General features: G+C 62.8%; 17 protein-coding genes and 3 tRNA genes. 9 read left to right on the top strand and 11 right to left on the bottom strand.

Annotated elements, in window-relative coordinates:
* Nucleotides 1-16: 16 nt before the first annotated feature.
* The 4 genes from AEQU_RS10205 to AEQU_RS10220 all read right to left on the bottom strand — a co-directional run bounded on the left by AEQU_RS10205 (nucleotide 17) and on the right by AEQU_RS10220 (nucleotide 4,612).
* Complete coding sequence (locus tag AEQU_RS10205; protein WP_022741158.1) at nucleotides 17-736, bottom strand: hypothetical protein; 720 nt, start codon at nucleotides 734-736, stop codon at nucleotides 17-19.
* Nucleotides 737-891: 155 nt separating this feature from the next.
* On the bottom strand, nucleotides 892-1,773 hold the full coding sequence (locus tag AEQU_RS10210; protein ID WP_022741161.1) for a phosphoribosylaminoimidazolesuccinocarboxamide synthase: 882 nt from the start codon (nucleotides 1,771-1,773) through the stop codon (nucleotides 892-894).
* A 497-nt stretch (nucleotides 1,774-2,270) separates the two neighbouring features.
* Nucleotides 2,271-3,830, bottom strand: a complete 1,560-nt coding sequence (locus AEQU_RS10215) for a sensor histidine kinase (protein WP_022741165.1) — start codon at nucleotides 3,828-3,830, stop codon at nucleotides 2,271-2,273.
* A gap of 71 nt (nucleotides 3,831-3,901) precedes the next feature.
* Nucleotides 3,902-4,612 carry a response regulator transcription factor gene (locus tag AEQU_RS10220; protein ID WP_022741169.1) on the bottom strand — a complete coding sequence of 237 codons (711 nt, stop codon included), beginning with the start codon at nucleotides 4,610-4,612 and terminating at the stop codon, nucleotides 3,902-3,904.
* Between the two features lie 262 nt (nucleotides 4,613-4,874).
* Between AEQU_RS10220 and AEQU_RS10225 the strand changes: the two genes are divergently transcribed.
* Nucleotides 4,875-6,200, top strand: coding sequence for a twin-arginine translocation signal domain-containing protein (locus AEQU_RS10225; RefSeq protein WP_022741170.1), 1,326 nt, complete (start codon nucleotides 4,875-4,877; stop codon nucleotides 6,198-6,200).
* Between the two features lie 181 nt (nucleotides 6,201-6,381).
* Here AEQU_RS10225 and AEQU_RS10230 read toward each other — a convergent pair whose 3' ends face one another.
* The gene (locus AEQU_RS10230) at nucleotides 6,382-7,614 is read right to left on the bottom strand and encodes a glycoside hydrolase family 3 N-terminal domain-containing protein (protein WP_022741173.1); all 1,233 of its coding nucleotides are present in this window, start codon (nucleotides 7,612-7,614) and stop codon (nucleotides 6,382-6,384) included.
* A gap of 230 nt (nucleotides 7,615-7,844) precedes the next feature.
* Here AEQU_RS10230 and AEQU_RS10235 point away from each other — a divergent pair, with 230 nt between their 5' ends.
* Both AEQU_RS10235 and AEQU_RS10240 read left to right on the top strand, forming a co-directional pair.
* Nucleotides 7,845-8,507: a cytochrome c biogenesis CcdA family protein gene (locus tag AEQU_RS10235; protein WP_022741176.1), complete on the top strand. Its 663-nt coding sequence runs from the start codon at nucleotides 7,845-7,847 to the stop codon at nucleotides 8,505-8,507.
* Nucleotides 8,508-8,543: 36 nt separating this feature from the next.
* A complete protein-coding gene (locus tag AEQU_RS10240; protein ID WP_022741178.1) occupies nucleotides 8,544-9,395 on the top strand; it encodes a TlpA family protein disulfide reductase in 852 nt (283 codons plus the stop codon).
* A 104-nt stretch (nucleotides 9,396-9,499) separates the two neighbouring features.
* Here AEQU_RS10240 and AEQU_RS10245 read toward each other — a convergent pair whose 3' ends face one another.
* Entirely contained in the window at nucleotides 9,500-11,137 is a 1,638-nt protein-coding gene (locus tag AEQU_RS10245; RefSeq protein WP_022741180.1) for an FAD-dependent oxidoreductase, read from the bottom strand.
* A gap of 181 nt (nucleotides 11,138-11,318) precedes the next feature.
* On the opposite strand from AEQU_RS10245, the gene AEQU_RS10250 reads away from it, so the two are divergent.
* Nucleotides 11,319-12,821: a response regulator transcription factor gene (locus tag AEQU_RS10250; protein ID WP_022741183.1), complete on the top strand. Its 1,503-nt coding sequence runs from the start codon at nucleotides 11,319-11,321 to the stop codon at nucleotides 12,819-12,821.
* Between the two features lie 144 nt (nucleotides 12,822-12,965).
* On the opposite strand, the gene purB is transcribed toward AEQU_RS10250, so the two are convergent.
* Complete coding sequence (gene purB, locus AEQU_RS10255; protein ID WP_022741186.1) at nucleotides 12,966-14,315, bottom strand: adenylosuccinate lyase; 1,350 nt, start codon at nucleotides 14,313-14,315, stop codon at nucleotides 12,966-12,968.
* Between the two features lie 249 nt (nucleotides 14,316-14,564).
* Here purB and AEQU_RS10260 point away from each other — a divergent pair.
* A tRNA-Ser gene (locus tag AEQU_RS10260) sits at nucleotides 14,565-14,655 on the top strand.
* A 242-nt stretch (nucleotides 14,656-14,897) separates the two neighbouring features.
* Here the strand turns inward: AEQU_RS10260 and AEQU_RS10265 are convergent.
* From AEQU_RS10265 to AEQU_RS10275, 3 genes are all read right to left on the bottom strand, one after another.
* Nucleotides 14,898-15,260, bottom strand: a complete 363-nt coding sequence (locus AEQU_RS10265; protein WP_022741192.1) for a hypothetical protein — start codon at nucleotides 15,258-15,260, stop codon at nucleotides 14,898-14,900.
* A gap of 132 nt (nucleotides 15,261-15,392) precedes the next feature.
* A complete protein-coding gene (locus AEQU_RS10270; protein ID WP_022741193.1) occupies nucleotides 15,393-16,457 on the bottom strand; it encodes a 4-(cytidine 5'-diphospho)-2-C-methyl-D-erythritol kinase in 1,065 nt (354 codons plus the stop codon).
* Entirely contained in the window at nucleotides 16,454-16,990 is a 537-nt protein-coding gene (locus AEQU_RS10275; protein WP_041714702.1) for a nucleoside deaminase, read from the bottom strand. The genes AEQU_RS10270 and AEQU_RS10275 overlap by 4 nt, the downstream gene beginning before the upstream one ends.
* Before the next feature lie 135 nt (nucleotides 16,991-17,125).
* Between AEQU_RS10275 and AEQU_RS10280 the strand changes: the two genes are divergently transcribed.
* Nucleotides 17,126-17,213, top strand: a tRNA-Ser gene (locus AEQU_RS10280).
* A gap of 85 nt (nucleotides 17,214-17,298) precedes the next feature.
* On the opposite strand, the gene AEQU_RS10285 is transcribed toward AEQU_RS10280, so the two are convergent.
* Nucleotides 17,299-18,726, bottom strand: coding sequence for a citrate synthase (locus tag AEQU_RS10285; protein WP_022741195.1), 1,428 nt, complete (start codon nucleotides 18,724-18,726; stop codon nucleotides 17,299-17,301).
* A gap of 189 nt (nucleotides 18,727-18,915) precedes the next feature.
* Between AEQU_RS10285 and AEQU_RS10290 the strand changes: the two genes are divergently transcribed.
* The 3 genes from AEQU_RS10290 (at nucleotide 18,916) to AEQU_RS10300 (ending at nucleotide 21,999) form a co-directional block, all read left to right on the top strand.
* A tRNA-Arg gene (locus AEQU_RS10290) sits at nucleotides 18,916-18,992 on the top strand.
* 268 nt (nucleotides 18,993-19,260) lie between these two features.
* The gene (locus tag AEQU_RS10295) at nucleotides 19,261-20,628 is read left to right on the top strand and encodes a magnesium transporter (protein ID WP_022741196.1); all 1,368 of its coding nucleotides are present in this window, start codon (nucleotides 19,261-19,263) and stop codon (nucleotides 20,626-20,628) included.
* A gap of 9 nt (nucleotides 20,629-20,637) precedes the next feature.
* The gene (locus AEQU_RS10300) at nucleotides 20,638-21,999 is read left to right on the top strand and encodes an NRAMP family divalent metal transporter (protein WP_022741197.1); all 1,362 of its coding nucleotides are present in this window, start codon (nucleotides 20,638-20,640) and stop codon (nucleotides 21,997-21,999) included.
* The last annotated feature ends 226 nt before the right edge of the window (nucleotides 22,000-22,225 follow it).

Here is a 22,225-nt window from a genome sequence, read left to right on the forward strand (position 1 = left end):
CCCTACGATGGGGGTTCTAATCGGCTTTTTCAGCTTCCTTCGCAGCCTTCTTCTCGGCTTGCATCTTCTCACGGTTGGAAAGACGGAAACCGCTGCCGAACAGGCCACGGCGGGCCGGCTTCACCGGAGCCTCATCGGACTCTCCGGCACCGGCGTCGGCGTCTTCCTCGACCTCGCCGCCCTTCTTCTGAGCCGCATGGCGGTTCTGGTTCTTCCCCGAGCCCTTCGCCTTCACCTGCTTGGCCTGCTGCACACGGCGCGCCTGCTTCTCGGCCTTGGCGTTCTTCTCCTCAAGCGCCAGCATGCGCTCCTGGTAGGCGACGCGCTCTTTCTTGATCTTCCAAAAATCGAGCACGAAAGCGGCGATGATGAACACGTAGGCCAAGATGAGCGTGACCGCGCCCACCGCCGGCGGCAGCGACTGTTGGCCGACGAAGCTCAGCGTGGTGCAGCCGATAGCCGCAATGAGCAGCACCCACCAGATGGCGCGCAGACGCTTGTAGCGCGGCGTGTCGGGCTTGTAATACTTGCGCTCCACCTCGCGCTGCTTGGCGGCAGCGGCCTTGCGGGCGGCCTTCTCCTCGGCCTTGCGCTGCTCGGGCGTCTTCTTCGCCGACTTCACGGTGACCGAGGCGGCGGCCTTGGCCTTCGGCTTGGCCGAGGCGGCCGACTTGCGGGTCACGCCGGTGCGGTCTTCGGAGGTGTACCGCTCGTTCATGGGGTTGCGCTGGGACATGTTGCTGTGGTTCTCCTTCAAGTGGTCATTCGGGTGGTAGCGGTCACGGGCCCGAAACTTACCCGGCTCCTCCAGGTCGCTTCAGGAAAAATGCCCTGGTCGATCCTTCCTTCGCGGCGAGATCGCCGGCAGTTGCCGTGACCTTTTCTTGCATGCTAGAACGTCGCCGGGTCAAACGTCTTTCCCGTGATGGTCTCGTAAGCCTGGATGTACTTGGCCGAGGTGGCGTCGATGATGTCCTGGGGCAAACGCGGCGGGTTGCCAGTCTTGTCCCAATGGGCGGTGAGCCAGTCGCGGACGAACTGCTTGTCGAAGCTGGGCTGGTCGCTGCCCTCCTCGTAGGTGTCGCCGGGCCAGAAGCGTGAGGAGTCGGGCGTGAGCACCTCGTCAGCCAAAATGATGGTGTCGCCGAGGCGGCCGAACTCGAACTTCGTGTCGGCGATGATGACGCCGCGCTCGGCCGCGTGATCGGCGGCGGTGGTGTACACTTTGAGCGCCAGATCGCGCAGGGCGGTAGCATCCTCTTCGCCGAGGATTTCCACGAGACGGTCGAACGAGATGTTCTCGTCGTGGTCGCCGATCTCGGCTTTGGTGGACGGAGTGAAGATGGGCTCGGGCAGCTTCGAGGAGTTCACGAGACCCTCGGGCAGTTCGATGCCGCAGACGGTGCCCTCGCGGTTGTACTCCTTCAGGCCGCTGCCAGCCAAATAGCCGCGCACGATGCACTCGGCGGGGAACATGTCGGCTTTCTTCACCAGCATGAAGCGCCCGCGTAGATAGTCGGCATAGGGCTGAAACTCGTCGGGCAGGTCGGCCACATCGGTGGAGATGAGGTGGTTTTCCACGACGCCATCGAGCAGCTCGAACCAGAACTTGGAGAGCTGGGTGAGCACCTGACCCTTATAGGGAATCTCGTCCTCCAGAATGTAGTCGAAGGCCGAAATGCGGTCGGTGGCCACAAGCAGCAGCTTGTCGCCCAAATCGTACAGATCGCGCACCTTGCCCTGCGCGTCGGGGGTGATGTCGATTCCCGCCATGGAACGCCCTTTCTCCTTGATGAGCCCGAGCGCCGCCCCTCTCGATCGTCGCCCAGCGGACGCCGTTCGAACGCAAATGCCCGAGCATTTTTCGCATACCGGACATTATGGCACAAATGAGAACACCCGCGCCGCGCCGTCCCCCACACGGCACAGCATCCCTAAAGGACGGAACCGACGGGACAAACCTTATGGCTCTTCGGAGGCGGAGTTCTGCAGAAAACGGCAGTTGATCCCTTCTCAGGACTCCCGTCCGATAAAGCGCCCCTATTGGCCCTACCCTCGCAGGACCCCGTCCAGTAAAGTACCCCTAAAGAGTGCTGATCGGCACCCTCCCCAGAAAAAGTAGCCGCAAATCGACGGTTGTTACGTAAACTTCGGCGATTTGCGGCTAGAGATGGCTTCCAAAGAGGCCATCTCGGCGAAAAGCAGCCACGAATGAACGGTTGTTATGTAAACTTCGTCGATTCGGGGATAGAAATGGCCAGCAGCGAGTTTTATCGGCTCGCTTTCGCGGGCTTTTTGTGGCCGGTGCGCTTCTTGGAGTTGCGGCGGTGCTTGGAGGCGTCTTCGTCATACAGCGGGATATGGATGGTGAAGCAGGCGCCCTTGCCCTTCTCGCCTTCCACCTGCACCCAGCCGCCGTGGCGGTCGACGATCTCCTTCACCACGGCCAGGCCCACACCAAGGCCGCCGCTCTCGCGGTTGCGGCCGGCATCGGCGCGCCAGAAGCGCGAGAACACCATGCGAGCCTCCTCTTTGGAAAGGCCGATGCCGGTGTCGCGCACGGCAATGGAGGCCATGATGTCGCCCTTCTTCACCGACACCGTGATGTGGCCGCCCTCCGGCGTGTAACGCACGGCGTTGGAAATCAGGTTCGCCGTGGCCTGGCGGATCATATCGGCGTCGCCCACCACCATGACGTCGGGCTGGGCGTCGTATTCCAGGGTGAGGCCGGAATCGGACACGAACATCTCGTGGGTGGCGACGATGCCGGAGATTAGCTCGCCGACGTTGACGACCTCCTCCTTCATGGGCTCGGCGCGGTTTTCCAAACGGGACAGCTTCAGAAGGGCGTTCACCAGCCGCGACAGGCGCTGGATCTCGGAATTCACGGTGACTAGGCGCTCCTCGTCGGCCTCGTAGACGCCATCGATCATGGCCTCAACCGTGGCCTGAATGGCCATGAGCGGGGTGCGCAACTCGTGGGCGACGTCGGTCGTCAGGCGCCGCTCCAGGTCGCGATCTTTCTCGACCGACTCGGCCATGACGTCGAAGGTCTCGCCGAGCCGGGCTACCTCGTCCTCGCCGGTCAAATGCGTGCGAGCCGACAAGTCGCCGTCGCCGATGGCCCGGGCCGTCTTCATGATGCGGTTGATCGGCGACACCAAGTTGCGCGCGAAGAGAAAGCCGATGCAGGACGCGAGCACGATGGCCACGCCACCGGCGATGAACATGGCCTGGTATGAATTGTCGCGGAACTCCTGATCGGGCTGGCGCATAAGGGCCTCGGAGCCGTAGACCCACAGGCGCACAGTGCCCACCTTCTCACCATCAACCTTAATATAGGCCGTGGCCACCTGCGAGGTGTCCTGCGGCGCGAAGGACTTGAACACATCGCCCTGCTGCTCGTCGATGATGACGGATGAGTCGAAAACGGTGCTCCCCTTCAAGTCGATCACCCGCACGCCGACGCCACTCGTAAGCTCGGTGGCCTGGGCGGCCGGGCGCGTGGTCTCGGGGTTCCACAAATCGCCGGTCTCCTCGTAGATGGCCGCGATGCGGTTCGCCGTGGTTTCGCAGAGCGTCTGCATGTTGTCGGCCGTGTAGGTGCGAAAATGCTGCTCCCACACGAAGGAAACCACGCCGATGGCCACAAGGGCAGTCATGGCGGCAATAAGGGCAAAGGCCAAGGTCACGCGGGTCGTATAGGAAAGGTTCGACCAGCGCAGGTGCTTTTTTTCCTTCTTGCGCTCCGGAGAAGGAGAAGAGGCCGCCGGCGGGGCGACCTCTTCAGCGGTTTCCAGAATGCGCGGTTTTGCTTCCGTCTCGGTCATGGAACTCCTTCGAAGCGGACGGGGGACGCCAGAGCCGAACGGGCCCGACGGCAACGACGCGAAAGGGGCGGCTACTGGCCGTTCTTGGTGGGATCCTCGAAGCGGTAGCCCACGCCATGCACGGTGTGGAGCCACTTCGGGTTGCGGGGGTTGTCGCCGATCTTGGCGCGCAGGTTCTTCACGTGGGAGTCGATGGTGCGCTCGTAGCCCTCGAAGTCGTAGCCGAGCACCTTCTCGACGAGCTCCATGCGGCTGTACACGCGACCGGGGTAGCGGGACAGCGTGGTGAGCAGCTTGAACTCGCTGGCAGTGAGATCGATCTCCTCGCCGGAGACGAGCACCTTGTGGCCGGACACATCGATGGTCAGCTCGCCGAACTCGAGCACCTCGCGCTGGGGCTCGGAATCGGCGTGCACGCGGCGCAGCAGCGCGCGGGAACGGGCCACCAGCTCGCGGGGGCTGAAGGGCTTCACCAGGTAGTCGTCGGCGCCCAGCTCCAGACCGATGATGCGGTCTTCCACCTCGCCCTTGGCCGTCAGCATGATGATCGGCACATCGGAGGTGTCGCGGATCACGCGGCAGACGCGCTCGCCCGGCACGCGGGGAAGCATGAGGTCCAGAATGACCAGATCGAAGTGATGCTTCTGGAACTCTTCCAGGGCGTCCTGGCCGTCGCCGACGGCGGTCACCCAGTAGTTCTCGCGCTCCAAATAGGCCGTCACCGCATCGCGGATGGCCTTCTCGTCTTCAACCAGAAGAATGCGTCGCGTCTCGTTGCTCATGGGGATACTCTCCTTGCATGTTCGCTTGCAGTTCCTAGGATGCCAAAGCTTCATTGCGCTGACCTGCGATTTCATCAGTTGACAGCGCATATATCAGCCCAGCAGTCGTGTTTGCGTTTATTGTAGCGTTTGCCTTCGTATGGTCGCCGAGGCGTATGCGAAATGACACAATAGTCCCATGCCCCAGAGAAGATCCGCGCCCACGCGGCGCGTTGCAACAAAACAACCCACATCCCTCTCCTTGCCCGGAGGCCACGAGGTCTTGCTGACGCGCCGTCATTTCCTCTACGGCGTGGCGGGCGTGGCCGCGCTGGCCGCCGTGGGCGGCGGGGCCGCTTGGGCAGCCGGGCGCTCCGGCGACGACGACGCCCTGAAAACCCTTAAGGTGCCCGAAAACGCCGTCACCGCGCAGACCGACTTGGAAGAGATGGAAAACTATGAGGACGCCGTCACGCTGGCCGGCTCGGCGAAGCTGCCCTTCGGCACGCTCGTCTGGTGCAGCGACGACGCCGTTGCCGCCTGCCTGCTTCCCACGGAAACCGCCAAGCCCCTGGCCGAGGTGGGGCTCCTCGACCTGTCCTCAGCCGAGTGCACCACCATCATCGAGCATGCCGTGGGCGAGGCCGAGGGTTTCGAGATTTACGATGTGCGCGCGAACAGCGCCGGCGTCGTCTGGACCGAAGCCGACATCCTGGACAATGTCTGGCGCGTGTACGCGGCATCGCTTTCCGGCACAACGCTGGGCGAGCCGCAGCTGCTCGACGAGGGCGACGTGAACTGGGAGATGCCCACCTTGGCCGTCGCCGCCGGCTACGCTTTCTGGCAGCGCCTTCCGCAGCTCGACGGCAACGCCCGCGTGGAAGATTCTCGGCTTTTGCGCGCCGCCTTCGGCACGACCGATTCCCAGGTAGTGTATGCCTCTCAGGGACGCGTGGCCTGCGCGCCCACCTCCTGCGGAGACAGTCTCGCGCTGGCGCCCCGCGCCCGCACAAGCGGCACCTACTACCAGCTCACCCACCTGGACGCCGCCACCGGCGAGGTTACCGACGCCTGCGTTCTGCCCTCGTCCATGAAGCCGATGGAATGCGGCTGGGGAAAAACCGGCTTCAGCTTCGCCTTCGACGGCATTTACAACTACGGCGAGGGTATCGCGAATTTGGGCACCTACTTGCCCATGGAATCCCCCGAGGCCGCCTCGCTCGTGGCAGCCAACACGGAGGAAGCCGCTGCCGAGACGGGTGAGGCAGACGCCGCCGCGCCGTACCTGCCCATCGCCTGCGCCAACCCCGGCACCGAGGCCTACAGCGCCGTGCCCTGGTTCCATTTCGCAGCGAACCCGCTTTCCCCGCCCTGCTGGTGCGGCAACTGGCTCATGGTGCGCGGCGGTAGCTTCGTGGTGGCCATCGATCTTGCAGGACGACGCTATGTGAAGCTGCCCCTTGAGGAGGGATCGGGCGACTACAACGATTTCCTCGCTTCCACGCATATGGGCACGCGCGCCGTCACCTACTGCAACGTGGACTACACCCCCATCGGCGGCGAGCAGCAGAAGCACTGCCTCGTCCGCATATGGGAACCGGCGGCGTAAGAGCCTCGCCGTCGAAACCCCGTAAGCGAACCGCTATGACCCCGTAGGGGGCGACCTTGGTCGCCCCTCCGCAAGCGGATCGACCTTGCATTGAAAAGGCGCCGTTGTCTTCAAATCCCAGCACCCGCCGCCATTGCGGCCCAGGGGCGACCAAGGTCGCCCCTACGGAGAAAACACGCCCCTACAGTCCGAAGTACTCCTGTTTGGCGGAAAGTATGCGGATGAGGGATTCGTCGAGGCGCTCTTCAGTCAGCTCGCCTGCCTGCACGGCGTCCAACACCCCCTGGTAGGCCTCGTCGAAACGCTCGGGCATGAGCGGAATGTCGCAACCCGCCTTGAGCGCCGCGACCGCCGCTTCCGCCGGGGTGTAGTAATTGGTGATGGCGCCCATGGAAAGCGAGTCGGTGACGACGATGCCCGTGTAACCCAGGGAATCGCGCAGCATGCCCTGGACAACGGTCGAACTGAGCGGGGCCGGCGTACTGTCGCCGATGATGTTCGGCAGGCTCACATGTCCCACCATGATCATGGGCACCCCTGCTTCGATGGCCGCGCGGAAGGGCACGAGATCCACCGTTTCCAACCCCTCGCTCGTCGCTTCGATGGTGATGGCGCCCTCGTGGGAATCGCCAGCCGCCGCGCCGATGCCCGGGAAGTGCTTGGCGCAGCAGAGCATCTTCTTGTCGCGGAAGCCCTCCACCTCGGCCCGCACCATGTCAGCCGCCACGGCGGCGTCGCTCGAGAACGAACGCAGGCCCATGGTGTCGCTGCGCAGGGGATCCACCACATCGGCCACGGGGGCGAGATCCAGGTTGAACCCGAGCGGCGCCAGGTAGTCGGCGATCTGCTCGGCGGCGCGCTTGGCCGCCTCGGTATCGCCAGCGCTGCCGAGAGCAGAAGCGTCGCCCACGTCCTGGACACCGAAGGCCTCGTTGCCGGCGACGCGCACCACCGTGCCTCCCTCTTCATCGACCGCGACAAAAGGCGCTACATTGCCGCTGTCAGCGTAGAACTGCTTCACGTTCGCGAGCATGGTCGTCGTCTGCTCGGGATCGAGCAGGTTCTGGGCGAAGTAAACGATGCCGCCCACGGGATGGGCCGCAACACCCTCGCGGGTCATATCCCCCGCCTGGGTAACCTGGGACACACCTTCCACCAGCGCTTCGGGGGTCACGATAAACAGCTGGGCCACCTTCTGCTCGAGCGTCATGGCGCCGATGCGCTCGTCCGCAGCAGCACGCGCGGCGGCCGCAGCATCTTCGGGGCCTTGGCTCTCGCCCGCGCCTTCGCCAGCTGAATCGTCCGCCCCGTTCGACCCGTCGCCCGCGCAGCCGCCCAACGCCAGGCTTCCGCCGGCCAAAGCCGCCAACCACACAAAACGACGGCGCGTGATGGAATCAGCCAAAACAGTCACACTACTTCCCTCCGAACAACTCAATCCCTTCGAGCCAATCGCGCACGCACTCGTAATTTCACTTACGCCCACCAGCATAACGCCAGAAACGCCTTGCGGCAACGGGCCACCGCACGATGCCGAAGCACGTAACGGTCACTTCACTTTCTGTGAAGACGGAGGCACGTCGCTCGCAAATAGGGAATAATGCGAGACATCGCAAAACGGCGAGCGAAGCAGGAGGAGGATTTGTGACCTATCTCATCACCTTTCTGGAGGGCATCATCACCTTCGTGTCGCCGTGCCTGCTTCCCATGATCCCCATCTATGTCACCTACTTTGCCGCCGGCGAGGAAGTGCGCACGTCCATCGTGCTGCGCAATGCCCTTGGGTTCGTGCTGGGGTTTACCTGCGTGTTCATCGCCATGGGCGCTTTGGCCTCATCGGTAGGTGCGTTCTTCATCGAGTACCAGAGCGCCGTCAACGTGGTGTGCGGTCTGGTGGTCATCGCATTCGGTCTGTACTTCCTCGGCATCATCAAGATCAACCTCTTCCACGGCGCGAAGAACCCGCTGGCAGGGCGCCAGCTGGGATTTTTCTCCTCGGTGCTGTTCGGCGTCATCTTCTCTGTCGGATGGACGCCGTGCGTGGGGGCGTTCCTCGGCTCGGCGCTCATGCTGGCCTCGCAGCAGGCGTCGGTGGCACAGGGCGTTATTCTGCTTCTGTGCTACTCGGCCGGCCTCGGCATTCCGTTTGTGGCGGCCGCCGTGCTCATCGACAAGCTGAAGGGCGCTTTCACCGTCATCAAGCAGCATTACGATATCATTAATAAGGTATGCGGCTGGTTTCTGGTCGCCGTGGGCGTGCTCATGGCGACGGGACTGCTCGGCGGCTTTTTGCGCCTGCTGAGCTAACCCGCGGAATCCAGCCCGAAGGAGAAAGGTTCGAACATGAGCGAGAACGAGAAGATGCCGACCGATGCCGGCGCCCCAGCCGAGACGACAGCGGCCCCGACCGATAGCAGCACCCCAGCCGAGACGGCGGCAAGTGCGACCCCCGCAGCAGCTGAGCCCTCAGCGGCCGAGCAGCGGGGCGAGGCCATCGGCGAGCGCTTGGCGTCCCTGGAAGCCGAAGAGAAAGCCGCAGCTGCCACGCCGGAGGGCGAGAAGGCCGACCGCAAGAAGCACGTGGGCGTCATCGTGGCCGCCGTCGTCTTCGCTGTGCTGCTCATCGGCGCGGGCGTGGCCTACAGCGTTCTCGCGCCAGCGGCCGACAACAAGCAGATAGAGGTGACCGGTACCGATGCTGTCCAAGAAACCGAGGTAGATGCCGCCGACGACACCGGCGACGGCAACGGCGCCAACGCAGCCACCACCCCGGCGCCGGACTTCACCATGACCGACGCGGACGGAGCGACCCTCACCCTGGCCGACTTCAAGGGCAAGCCGGTGCTGCTGAACTTCTGGGCCAGCTGGTGCGGCCCTTGCCAAAGTGAGATGCCCGACATCCAGACCGCGTGGAAAGAGCACGGCACTGATGTGGAATTCGTCATCGTGAACATGACCGGCATGAACGGCGAGACCGAGCAGAGCGCCAAGGCCTTCCTCGCCGACGCCGGCTACACCTTCCCGTGCTATTTCGATGCCAACAACTCGGCAGCCACCGCCTTCGGCGTGAGCTCCATCCCGCAGACCTACTTGATCGATGCCGAAGGCAATATTCTTGGCGGCTATATGGGCGCCATGACCTCCAGCATTATCGACGAGGGCATCCAGATGCTGCTGAACACGGCGAAGGACTAGCCAGCTTCCACGCACGCACCGCGCGCCTTCCGCAGAGGCGCAAACCGCCCCGAGACCTTAACAGAGATCTCGGGGCGCAGGGAGGGCATCGTAGAGAGCAAGTATTAGTTGGCAAGCGCGCTTCTGGCGGCAATGCGACCGAAAGCAAGACACTCGCCCAAGTTGCCTCCGCCTTGGTAGAGACTAGACCACACCGAACCGAACTCGCCGGCCGAATAGAGGTGCGGAATAGGATTGCCTTCGACGTCGATGATCTCGGCCTTCGCGCTGCGAACGGGGCCGCCGTCGGTGTTCAGCATCTGAGGCTGCTGCATCATGATGTAGAACGGCGCCGTCTTAATGGGCGTCAGTGTATTCGGCGGCCGGAAGAAGGCCGGATCCTTCCCGTTCTCGCAATAGGAATTCCAAAGGTCAACAGTTTCAATGAGCTGCTCGGCAGGAAGATCTGCCTGAGCAGCAAGCTCCTCGAGCGTGTCGGCCTTGTAACCGAAGCCCTCGGCCACCGGGTCTTCGCCCTGCAGGGCGAAGACGCCGTTGTCAATCGCCGCTTGGTCGCACACGAACCAGCTGATCTTAGGCATAGGCAGCAGGTGCCAATCACCCCCGAACTGCATGTGGCCGTGATGCGACCCCACGGAGGCATTCAGCGGCACGCCCTCATAGTACTGGTCCCAATCGATCGTGCCACACGCATCCCAATCCATGTAGAAGCGCCGTCCGTTACTCGCTACGGTAATGCCGAGGGCCGTATTGATGCTGCCGGTTCCGCTGTATTTGCCCCACCCAGAGTCATCGAGCTTGCGGATGGTGTTCCAGAACCCGGCCCCAGAATTCATATGCCACTCAGCAGCGCCCAGAAGCGTGCAGATGCGATGGCCGTCACCTGTGTTCTCCTGCGCGGCGACCGGCTTCACCGTCGGCTCGGAGAAGTAATTAGCCATCATGCCGGGATTGCTCTCAAAGCCACCGCACGTCATGATCACGCCCTTGTTCGCTTTGACGCGAACCTCGGTGCTTCCGTCAGAGTAAATGCCGCCGAGTACCGTTTTCGTGGAAGGATCTTGCACCAAGGCCGTCAGGGGGCATTGGGTTTTCAAGGTAATGGCAGGCAAGTCGTTTAGAACGTCGTTCATGAACTTCGTGACATGGTCCCACTTGCTGCCCTCCGCTCCGAAAGCGGCATAATCGCACGACGCGGAATGCTCGAGTTCGGGGTACTCCGGGAAACACACGAGGTCGGCCGTGCCGGGGATGATGGTAAGATCCGCGTCGGTGGCGCCCAGCTCTTTGATCCAATCCAGATTATGGACTATCTCGCTCGCGAATGCCTCGAGCACATCATCGGGCGTCCCGGTTTCCTCATTCTCCCGAAGCTCCTTGAGATACTCGAGCGCATCCTGCTCGCGATCTTCCGTCGTGTACATGAAGATACCGGTGGAAAACGGGCTGTTTCCATTGCCGAGGGGGCTTTGGCCCTTCTCAATGAGAAGGCATGTCGCATTCGGGTCTTCCTTTGCCACGGTAACGGCTGCCGCCACGCCGGCCAAGCCCGAGCCAACGACAAGGACGTCGGTCTCTTCATCCCATTCGAACCCATCGGAGGACGCGTCGCCCGTGCTGCCCGTGCCACTGGAGGCACCTTGCGAGCTGCAGCCCACAAGTCCCATGCCCGCGAGCCCAGCAACCATAAGCGTTGTCCCCGCTGTCTTCACGAACGTCCTTCTGCTTTGATTTGCCGCCATAAGATCTCCTCTCCTGAAACTGCTCAATCACTGCATGCAACGATTTGTTATCATGCACAGGTCCGATCATGCGAAAAGACGGAGGGAAGCGAAACTCCCGTTTTTGGACAATTTTGGAAATCTCGCATTTCGGGCTGTGACCAAAAACAGGGCAAACAACGTTTTGAACAGGGGAAACTCAATGCCTTCAGCGCAGAGTGAATTTTCTGAAAACACCGAAGTTGCGAAAAGCACTTTCTCCCCCCAGCAGAAGCGACAGGTCGTTTGGTGCTTTTTCAGCCTCCTGTTCCTCATGCCCTACCTGCAGCACAACTTCTTCCACACTACGCTTTTCGGCGTATTCGGAACAAGCAGTTTCGCCGTCTTCACCCTTTTTTCGACCGTTCTCGCCCTGTGTCTCGCCTGCTGCATCGCCTTCCAGAAACAGGTAGGGCAGTGGCTTGCCATGCGCTCCAGCATCGTGGCGCTATCCGCCGTGGCGCTGGGAGGAACAGCTGCCATTTTCGTTGCCCCGACTTTATTCGACGCCGATGTCGCTCTGATTTGGGGGCTTCTCGGTGCCGTTTGCTATGCTGTGGGGCTCTCGGGGGTTGCCGTGCGCACGTTCATGGTGCTTGGGGAGCTCAGTTGCCAGACTGACCTGAAAACGGTCGTCACCACCATTCTAATTGCGGCGCTCGTCAGTCTAACCGCCTTCGCGAAGCTCGTTCCCACACAGCTCTACACTTTCATCGCCATCTGCGGCGTGGGGCTTTCCGGGGCGGCTCAAATCGGCTTCGGCGCCCTTGAGCCCCCCGCCAAGGCCCGCGATGCAACCAAGCCCGCCTTGTCCGATGCCTATAATCGCAGCTGGCAATTTTTCTACGTGATCTTCTTCGCCATCGTGCTCTTGCACGGACTGCTGTATGTCGCCGACCCCACCATTGAGAGCCGTGGTGATGCCCCGCTGTCCTTGACGATCACTTTTGTGCTCCTGCTCGCTCTCAGCTTGATCCTTGCGGGAGCGTCCTCAAAGCCGAACCAGTATCTCCAAATCATCTGTCTGTTCGGCAATGTGCTCTTCGTTTTCCTATTCCTCGGCTTGATAGCCGTCAGCTTCCTCTCGGTCACGCATGGCGATTTTTCCTTTGCCGCCATCGTGGTGCTGGCACTTGCCCGCGTGTTCGACGGCCTGCTTCTTGTCGCCCTGGCCGTGAACTCCTTCTCGGGGAACTCGGGCCCTGTGCGCAGCTTCTCCCTGTACCTTTTAATACTTTACTGGCTACCAACGGCGTTTTCCTATGTGCTGCTTCCTGTCTTGACCACCAACTTCGCGTTCGACACCTCTGCCATCCTCGGATCGGCCTCGCTTGCCATTGCCGCCGTGCTCGTGCTCGCCATCGTAGTCATCTTCTCCTTCTTCATGGTGAAGGCCGGCCCGCGTGAGTCGAAGGAAGACGGCAACACCAATGCGGAGAACCGCCGGACGGCCTGCGCATTCCTTGCAAGGCAGTTCGGCCTTACCCAGCGGGAAGAGGAAGTGCTCTATTACGTTTCCCTCGGCTATTCGAGCAAGATTGCCGGCGAGAAGCTTTTCGTTGCCCCCGGCACGGTGCAATCGCACACAAAGCGCATCTACACGAAACTGGGCGTTCATTCCAAGCAACAGCTCATTAGCCTTGTCGATGAGTCCGAGAGCAAATAGATTTAACCGAGATTCACGAAGGCCAAAGGCAGATTGGACGGTTGCCGCTGCAGACGGAGCCTGCGCTACAGGGTCGGTCTTGTAGCGCAGCCTTTGCCTGCGGCGGCAACCGGATTATCTTCCTGCCAGCTGCGAGTGCACTCCCTAGAACTCCAGCTCCTGCAGGCGATCGAACACGACGTCCTTGCGGGTGAGGAAGTCCCAGGGATCGAAGATCTCGTCGAGCTTCTCCTGGGAAAGCAGCGCCATGGCCTCGTCGTCGGCTTCCAAACGTTCGCGGTAAGTGGGGCCGTCAACGGCGTTCTGGATGTCTTCCCACACCTTCATGGCGTTACGCTGCACGATGACGTAGGCATCCTCGCGGGAGATGCCGGCGTCCACGAGCGCCAACAGCACCTTGCTGGAGAAGATGAGGCCTTTCGTACGCCACAGGTTGTGCTCCATCTTGGCCGGATAGGTCTGCAAGCCGTCGAGCATCCACTGCATCTTACCGAACATGTAGTCCAACGCCGTGAAGCTGTCGGCCAGCACCACGCGCTCGGCGCCGGAATGCGAGATGTCGCGCTCGAACCACAGGGCCACGTCGTCGAAGGCCACCTGGGCGTTCGCCTTCACCACGCGGGCGAGGCCGCACACGCGCTCGGCCGTGATGGGGTTGCGCTTGTGGGGCATGGCCGAAGAGCCCTTCTGGCCCTTGGTGAACGGCTCTTCCGCCTCGATGACGTCGGACTGCTGAAGCAGGCGCACCTGCATGGCGATGGATTCCAGGGTGGAGGCCGTCACGGCGAGGGCCGCCATCACCTGGGCGTGACGGTCGCGGGCGAGCACCTGGGTGGACAGCGGGTCGGGGGTGAGCCCCAGCTTCTCGCAAACGTACTGCTCCACGAAGGGGTCGATGGAAGAGTAAGTGCCCACCGCGCCGGAGATAGCGCCAGTGGCGGCCACAGCGCGGGCCTCCTCCATGCGGGTGAGGGCGCGCTTCAGGGCCCAAGCCCAGCTGCCGAACTTCATGCCGAAGGTCATGGGTTCGGCGTGAATGCCGTGGGTGCGGCCGACGCACAACGTGTTCTGGAACTCGAAGGCGCGACGCTTGCAGGTTTCGCCAAGGCGTTTGATGTCGTCGATGATGATGTCGCAAGCCTGCGTGACCTGGTAGGACAGGGCCGTGTCGCCCAGGTCGGAGGAGGTCATGCCGTAGTGCACCCAGCGGCTCGGCTTGTCTTCGCCCTCGGGGATGTCGGCGTCGATGTAGCCCGCCATGCATGTGGTGAACGCGATGACGTCGTGGTTCGTCACTTTCTCGATCTCGTCGATCTCCTCTACGGTGAAGTCGGCGTGATCGCGGATCCACTGGGCCTCCTCGCGCGTGATGCCCGCCTGGCCGAGCTCGGCCTGGGCCTCGCAGGCCAACACCTCGATCTCCTTCCAAATGGCGAACTTGTTCTCAAGCTCCCAGATGCGACCCATTTCCGGACGAGTATAGCGACCGATCATGCGCGTTTCCTTTCCCTGGCAATGTGCGCGGACGCCCCAGCGGCCTGCGCGTTTTCCTTCGTGAACAGGGTACCAGAAATAGCCCGCTTCGTCGGCGGCTCTCGCCCAAGCGATCGATTCCGGCGCGCCGAGACGCCGCGGCATCGCCAGCACACGTCGGTCTGTGCGCAAATCAGCAGGATTCTTTGAGCAACGAGGAATATTTTCGTTGCAGAAACCGGAGCGCTCGGGTAAGATGCATTGTTACGCGGAGGAGTGACCGAGAGGCCGAAGGTGCTCGCCTGCTAAGTGAGTATGCCCCACAAGGGCATCTAGGGTTCGAATCCCTACTCCTCCGCCAGTTTGCCTTTTCTCGAACTCCCTGCGGGGAGTTTTTTATTTGCGAAGCCCCGATCCCCGTTTCCGAGCGTCCCGCTCCTTTACGCTTGGAAAATGCGGGTTGATGCCAGTTGAGGCCCGAAATGGACAAAGACAGCTAGCCATTTGGAGCCTCAACTGGCATTTTTTACCATTTCTAGGCCCAACTGGCAGCCCCTTCATGCCATTTCGAGTCTCAACTGGCATCCACCTCTTCTAAAACTCCTACCGTTGCCACGGCCAGCGGCGGCGGGTGGTGGCGGCGAGGCGCTTTTTGCGGTAGTTGGGGTGATGCGCGAGGAAGCGCCAGTTGGCGAGGCGCGTGACGAGGAGGCCGACAAGGCCCACAACCATGAAGCTGAGCGACAGATCGAGCACCGCCGGAGCGTTGTCGAAGAAGGCGTACACCGACACCAAGGCGAAGAAGCCGACGACGATGCCGTTGAACCACGTGAAGATTTTGATGAGCACCTCTTTGGCGCGAGCCGGAGAATGACGGTAGGTGACCACCACATAGATGAGTCCCGCCGCCACCGCCATGACGATGAGCAGAGGGACAACGCGGGACAGGCGAGCGAGAAAACCCACTTCTCATCCTTTCTCTTCGGGCGGCATCGGCGAGATGCCTTGGACACTAGCGCACGTGATTGTGGCAGTGCCAGTGTATACGAAAAAGACGAGTGCCGAGCGACGGCGCGGCCATTCGTTACCCGGCGCTCTTTATCGCGAAGGGGCGACGGCGGCGCGCAGGCCGGAGAGACTCGTCGGGCGCGCCCACCAGCCGCGAGCCGCAGCGGCCGTGGCGATGCGGCTGGCCTCGGCGAAGGTGTCTACGAGGGCGAAGGTGGCCGAGCCGCTACCGGAGAGGAGCACGTTGTTCTCCCCTGCCTGTTCGGCGAGCCATGCACGGACGACGGACAACTCGGGCAGAAGCGCCTCGGCCGCGGGGGCGAGGTTGTTGGCGAGCGCCACATCGTCGGCACGGGTGGCAGCAAGGTCGCGGGCGAGCTCTTCTTCGGGCACCGGGCGCGGCGCAGCGTCGAAGCGCTTATAGGCCTCGGCAGTGGAGACGCCCTCCGCCGGTTTCACCAGCACCACGGCGCGCCGCGACGTTTCCAAACGGCGCTGCAGCACCTCGCCGACGCCGCCGAGCAGAGCGCAGCCGCCATGGAGGAAGAACGCGACATCAGCTCCGAGCGACCGGGCAACGTCGGCCACGCGCTCGTCATCGGCCGCAAGATCCCACGCCTTCGCGAGGCCCACGAGCACCGCCGCCGCGTTCGACGAGCCGCCGCCCAAGCCGCCCTGGACCGGAATGTGCTTCTCGATGCGCAGCTGGATGGCCTCGGGAAGATCGCGGTCCACCGCCCGGGACAGGCGATCAGCAGCTTTGAAGGCGAGGTTGTCAGCCGCCGGCACAGCGAGGTCTAGGCCCGTGCGGTCGGCCAAGTCGATGGTCATGACGAGGTTGTCCGCCGGGCCGCCCACCGCGACGTCGGCGCGGGCGCCCCCTTCGGCAACGCGCTTCGCCAACTCGTCGGTCGAGACGCCTTCCGCACGCAGATACAGCGTGTCATGCAGCGCAAGCGCATGCATGATGGTATCGGCATCGTGGTAGCCGTCCTCGCGGCGCGCCCCGATGGCCAAAAGCAGGTTCACCTTCGCCGGTGACACCAGCTTCATCGTGTTCGGCCCCATGAAGGCGGCCGCCGACCACTGAGCCTCACGGGCCGCCGCCAGCAAATTCACTTCCGCCTCGCGATTGCGCTGCGCATTCTCGGTCATTCGCGTTCCTTCTCTTTCTTGCGTCGGGCGCGAAAGAAGTCGCGCAGCAGGGCCACGCACTCCTCTTCGCACACGCCGCCCGTTGCCTCGAACTGATGGTTCAGACGCGTATCGGCGTGGATGTCGTACAGCGTGCCCACCGCGCCCGCCTTCTGATCGGGTGCGCCGTATACGCAGCGAGCCACCCGCGCCTGGTGCATGAGACCGGCGCACATGATGCAGGGTTCCAGCGTGACGTACACGGTGCAATCGGTTAGCCGCCAGGCGTCCAGCACGCGAGCCGCCTCCTTCATGGCAAGGAACTCCGCGTGCCCCGCCGGGTCGCGGTCGGCCTCGCGGCGGTTGCGGCCCCGAGCAATGACGCGTGGCTCGGCAAGCGGCCGGCGTGTACCGCGGTCAATGGGCTCGTACATCACGACGGCCCCGATGGGCACCTCCCCCGCCGCACCCGCAGCCCGCGCCTCTTCTAAGGCCAGCGCCATATACTGCGCATCAAGCGCCTGCTGTTCTTCGGGTGTGCGATGTTCGTTCATGAAGGGAATTATAAGCGGTGCCGCACAAACAACCGCCGCGCGGCGCGGCAAAGCAGGCGATTCCCCATAATCGCAGCGGGAATGTGGTATCCTGTGCGTCACGTTCGCCGCGCAAGGGCGAACGCCCAATGATGCGGAGGCGTGTCCGAGTGGCTTAAGGAAGCAGTCTTGAAAACTGTCGTGCCGAAAGGTACCGTGGGTTCAAATCCTACCGCCTCCGCCAGAAGAGACTGAAGCCCCGATTCGCTCGGGGCTTTTTCAAATCTCGATCCCCGTCGGTGACAAAACAGCCTTGTTGGCTGCAATCCTTACCGACGCTCGATCGGGATGTAGGGCTTGGTGCCGCGGATGGTGTTTTTGTAGGCGGGGCGGATGATGCGCTTGCCGGCGGCGATTTCCTCGAAGCGGTGGGCCGCCCAGCCGGCCATGCGGGCACAGGCGAACAGGGGCGTGAACAGATCTTCCGGAATGCCCATCATGGAGTAGATGAAGCCCGAGTACATGTCCACGTTCGCGCACAGCTCCTTGGTGGAGCCCTTCTCGCGCGCGAACACCTCAGGCGTCAAACGCTCGATGGATTTCAGCAGGTTCAGCTCGGCCTCGTATTCCGTGCCGGCGGCCAGCTGCTCGGCGAAGCGCTTGCCGATGACGGCGCGCGGATCGGAAAGCGTGTACACCGCGTGCCCCATGCCGTAGACGAGCCCCGTGCCGTCGTAGGCCTGCTTGTTCACGATCTTCGCCAGGTAGGAGGCCACTTCGTCGTCGTCTTCCCAGTTCTTCACGTTTTCCTTGATCTCCGCCTGCATGGCGCGCACCTGGTGGTTCGCGCCGCCGTGGCGATGGCCCTTCAGCGAGCCGAAGGCCGCCGCATAGGTGGAATAGGGGTCGGTATCCGCCGAGGAGAGCACATGGGTCGTGAACGACGAGTTGTTGCCGCCGCCGTGTTCGGCGTGCAGGCACAGCATGATATCGAGCATGCGGGCCTCTTCCGGCGTGAACGAGCGGTCGGGGCGCAGCATGGAGAGGATGGTCTCGGCCGTGGACTGCCCGGGCACGAAACGGTGCATGATCATGGATTCATGGTTGAAGGCGGCCTGCTTGGCGTAGTAGGCCAGCACCATGATGCGCGGCAGGCGGCTGATAAGCGAGAGCGCCGTGTGAATCTCGTGCTCGGGCGAGCGGTCCTCGGCGGACTCATCGGCCGCGTAAAGGCGCAGGATGGAGCGGGCCATCATGTTCATGAGGTCGGGTGAGGTGTCCACCATAAGCGTGCTGGCCGTGAACCCGTCGGGCAGCTCGCGCTGGGAATCGATCACTTCCACGAAGCGGTTGAGACGCTCCTGCGTCGGCAGCTCGCCCATGAGCAGCAGATAGGCCACCTCTTCGAAAGCGAAGCGGCGCGTCGGGTCCAAATCGCCCAGAAGGTCGTAAAGGTCGTAGCCGCGCAGGCGCAGCGAGCCCTCGGCCGGCATCTTCTCGCCGTCGGACATTACGTAGCCGTGCACGTTGGAGATGTTGGTCATGCCCGCGAGCACGCCCGTGCCGTCGGCGTTGCGCAGGCCGCGCTTCACGTCGTGCTGGGCATACAGCGCCGGATCGATGGCGTTCACCTGGTAGAAGTTCTCGTACAGGCGCACGCGGCGAGCCTCGTCGTCGCTGATCTCGATGGGCTCGACCTCGTCGATTTCGGCATGGTTGTCCACGCGGATGACGGCTTCATCTATTTCCATGGCCATGGGGCACCCTCCCGGAAAAATGGTCACTACACGGGTATCGGACTATTCTAACGCCTGCACAAGGCGGGGCGCGCGGGGGCTTCCACGACCGCCACTCCACACGGCGAACGGCGCACTTTCAAAAAAGTTGAAAATTCTCGTTGACAAGGCTTTGGGGTCATGGTTAAATAGTCGTTGCTGTTCGGAAGTGCGCCGTTACCTCAGCTGGATAGAGGGACTGACTACGAATCAGTACGTCGGGGGTTCGAATCCCTCACGGCGCACCATTTTAGATCGTTCAGAACAGAATAGAAGCCGCCTCGAGCGGTTCTTTTTTTGTCAGGCCAAGGAAAGGAACGTACTTGAAGGTTCGAAAATCGAAACCTCACAGTATGTAGACTTCCGGCTTCTCGCCTCCGCGCGGTCGTCGGAAGGGACGACTGCTGAGCATCACCCATCGCCCTGGGCGTCATCGCGCTTAATCACGCAGAGTCAGCGACTCGCGCACGCCGCCCCATTCCGATGCGCTGATGCCTACCGCACGGAGGAACGCACATGCTCTATCTTTCTCAAATGATCGGCGAGCCCGTGGTCGACGCCCAAGGCGAGCGACTCGGCACCATATCCGACCTGGCCATTTCCACCGGCGAGGTCTTTCCGCGCATCACGAGCCTGGCCTTCCAGGGGCCCGGGCGCGTGCCGTTCATGATCTCGTGGCGCAAGTACGTCGACACCTTCGACGACGACGGCATCACGCTGTCGGTGGACGCCCACGACATCCGCTTCAGCTACCTGCAGCCCGACGAGGTGCTGCTCGCCCGCGACCTTATGGACCGCCAGATCGTCGACACCCAGGGCCTTAAGGTCGTGCGCGTGAACGACCTTAAGCTCTCGCAGTCCGGCACGCAGCTGCGCCTGCTCGGCGCCGAGGTGGGCGTGCGCGGCATCCTGCGCGGGCTGCATCCGCTGCTGGAAAAGGCCGTCGTGAATGTGGCGAAGCTCTTCCACAAGAAGGTGGACGAGCAGCTCATCGCGTGGAACTACATGGATCTGCTCGACCGCGACCTGTCCGAAGTGCAGCTGTCGGTGACCCACCGCCGCTTGGACGAGCTGCACCCCGCCGACGTGGCCGACATCCTGGAGCAGCTGGATCCCCAGCAGCGCGCCAGCGTGTTCGCGCACCTGGACGACAGCCGCGCCACCGAGGCCATTTCCGAGATGGAAGACGAGTACCAAGCCGAGTTCATCGACGACTTGCCCGACGCCCGGGCCGCCGAGCTCATCGGCAACATGGACCCCGACGACGCCGCCGACATCGTACGCGACCTTCCCTACGAGAAGGCCGAGACCCTTCTGCGCCTTATGGGCGTGGAAGACGCCGCGGAAATTCGCCGGCTGCTCGGCTACAAGGACGGTACCGCGGGCGGCATGATGACCACCCAGTTCGTGGCCGTGCCGAAGACGGCCACCGTGGCCGACACCATCGAAGTGCTGCGCGCGCTGCCCGAGGATCACCCGACGGTGCACTACGTGTACATCACCGATGAATACGGCAAGCTGCTCGGCGTAAACTCCCTGCGCACGCTCGTGCTGTACAACGCCGACCGCCTCATGGGCGACATCATGTACGACGACATCATCAGCTGTCTTCCCTCCGAGGAAGAGGAGGACGTGGCCGCCGACATCTTCAAGTACGACATCCCGGCCATGCCCGTAGTGGACGAGCACGGCACCCTGCTCGGCATCGTCACCACCGACGACGCCTGGGACGCCATCGAGGACGACGTGGCGGGCGACAAGACGAAGATGAATGTGCTGTCGATTGCCGGCATTACCGTTGCGTCTCTCATGGGCCTGTTCCTTTACTCGCTGATTTTGCTGCAGCTGGCGGGCTCGCTGCATCTCGGCGGCCTGCACTACTAGGAGGCTGTCATGAACGCGAAGGACATCCGCACGACGGCCGCCGAGCGCCTAGGTGCCGAAGAGAGCACGCGGCGCCAGGCAGCCGAGGAGATCGCCGATACGGGCATTCCCGCCGGCGAGCAGATCGGCCCCACCGCGACGAAAAAGCCGTCGAAGCTGCTGCTGGTGCTGGCGGCCATGGGACCGGGCATCGTGACCGCCATGGCCGGCAACGACGCCGGCGGCATCTCCACCTATTCCACGGCCGGCGCGAACTTCGGCTTTGGCACCCTGTGGGTCATCCCCATCATGTGCGTGCTGCTCGCCGTCGTGGAGACCACGGCCGGACGCATGGGCGCCGTCACGGGCAAAGGCTTCGCCGCCCTCATCCGCGAGCGCTTCGGCATCCGCATCGCCGCCTTCGCCATGCTGGCGCTTCTCATCGGCAACGTGGCGACGACCTTCTCCGAATTCGCCGGCATCGCCTCGGGCATGGAGATGTTCGGCGTGTCGAAGTACATCTCGGTACCCGTGGCAGCCTTGGGCGTGTGGCTGCTCGTGGTGGGCGGCTCCTACAAGCGCGTGCAGCGGGTGTTCTTAGGGCTGTCGCTGGTGTTTCTCACCTATGTGGTGGCCGCATTCCTCGCGCAACCGAACTGGAGCGAGGCGCTGCACGACACCGTAGTGCCCACCTTCGTCGGCGACGTGAGCTTCATCTCGCTCGTCATCGCCATGATCGGCACCACCATCGCGCCGTGGATGATGTTCTTCTCCCAGAGCAACGTGGTGGAAAAGGGCCTCACCCCCAAAGACCTCTTCTCGCAGAAAGCCGACGCCGTCTCCGGCACCATCGCCGCCTGCGTGGTGGCCTGGTTCATCATCGTGACCACGGGCGCGGTGCTCTTCCCCGCCGGCATCACTATCGACTCGGCCGCCGACGCCGCCGCGGCGCTCGCCCCCTTCGCCGGCCCCTATGCCGAGGCGCTCTTCGCCGTGGGGCTCATCGCGGCGTCGTTTCTGGCTGCCTGCGTGCTGCCCCTCACGACGGCGTTTGTCATCTGCGAGGCCTTCGGCTGGGAAGCGGGCGTCTCCTTCAAGTGGCGCGAGGCCCCCACGTTCAAATCCATCTTCACCTTCGTGATCGCGTTCTCGGCCATCGTGGTGCTCACTCCCGATGTGAACCTTTTGGGCATGATGCTGACGGCCCAGTTCGTCAACGGCGTCATTTTGCCCATTCTGCTGGCGCTCATGGCCATCATCTCGGCGGACAAGTACATCATGGGCGACTACCGAAGCGGACGCGTGTCGAAGGTGCTTCTGTGGGCCACCGTCGGTGTGGTGGCGGCGCTCACCGTGGCGCTGCTCGTGATGCAGGTGCTGGGGCTCGCATAGCCGTCCGTTCCGTCCGCTCCATCCGCCCGCCGCGCCCCTCCTGTCAGCTTCCTTGCGCTCCCCTTCCCCACTTAAACGCTCATCGATTACTGAATTCAACAGGGTGTTTACGTAAGCGAATCGGTGCGCTCATCGTTTGGTACATCCCTTGTATTTGCGTTTTGCGGCTCGCATACTGCTAAGTGCCGGGAACAAAAAAGGACCGCTCCCGACACACCTGCGGGTG

This window comes from Adlercreutzia equolifaciens DSM 19450 (assembly GCF_000478885.1).
Lineage (GTDB): Bacteria > Actinomycetota > Coriobacteriia > Coriobacteriales > Eggerthellaceae > Adlercreutzia > Adlercreutzia equolifaciens.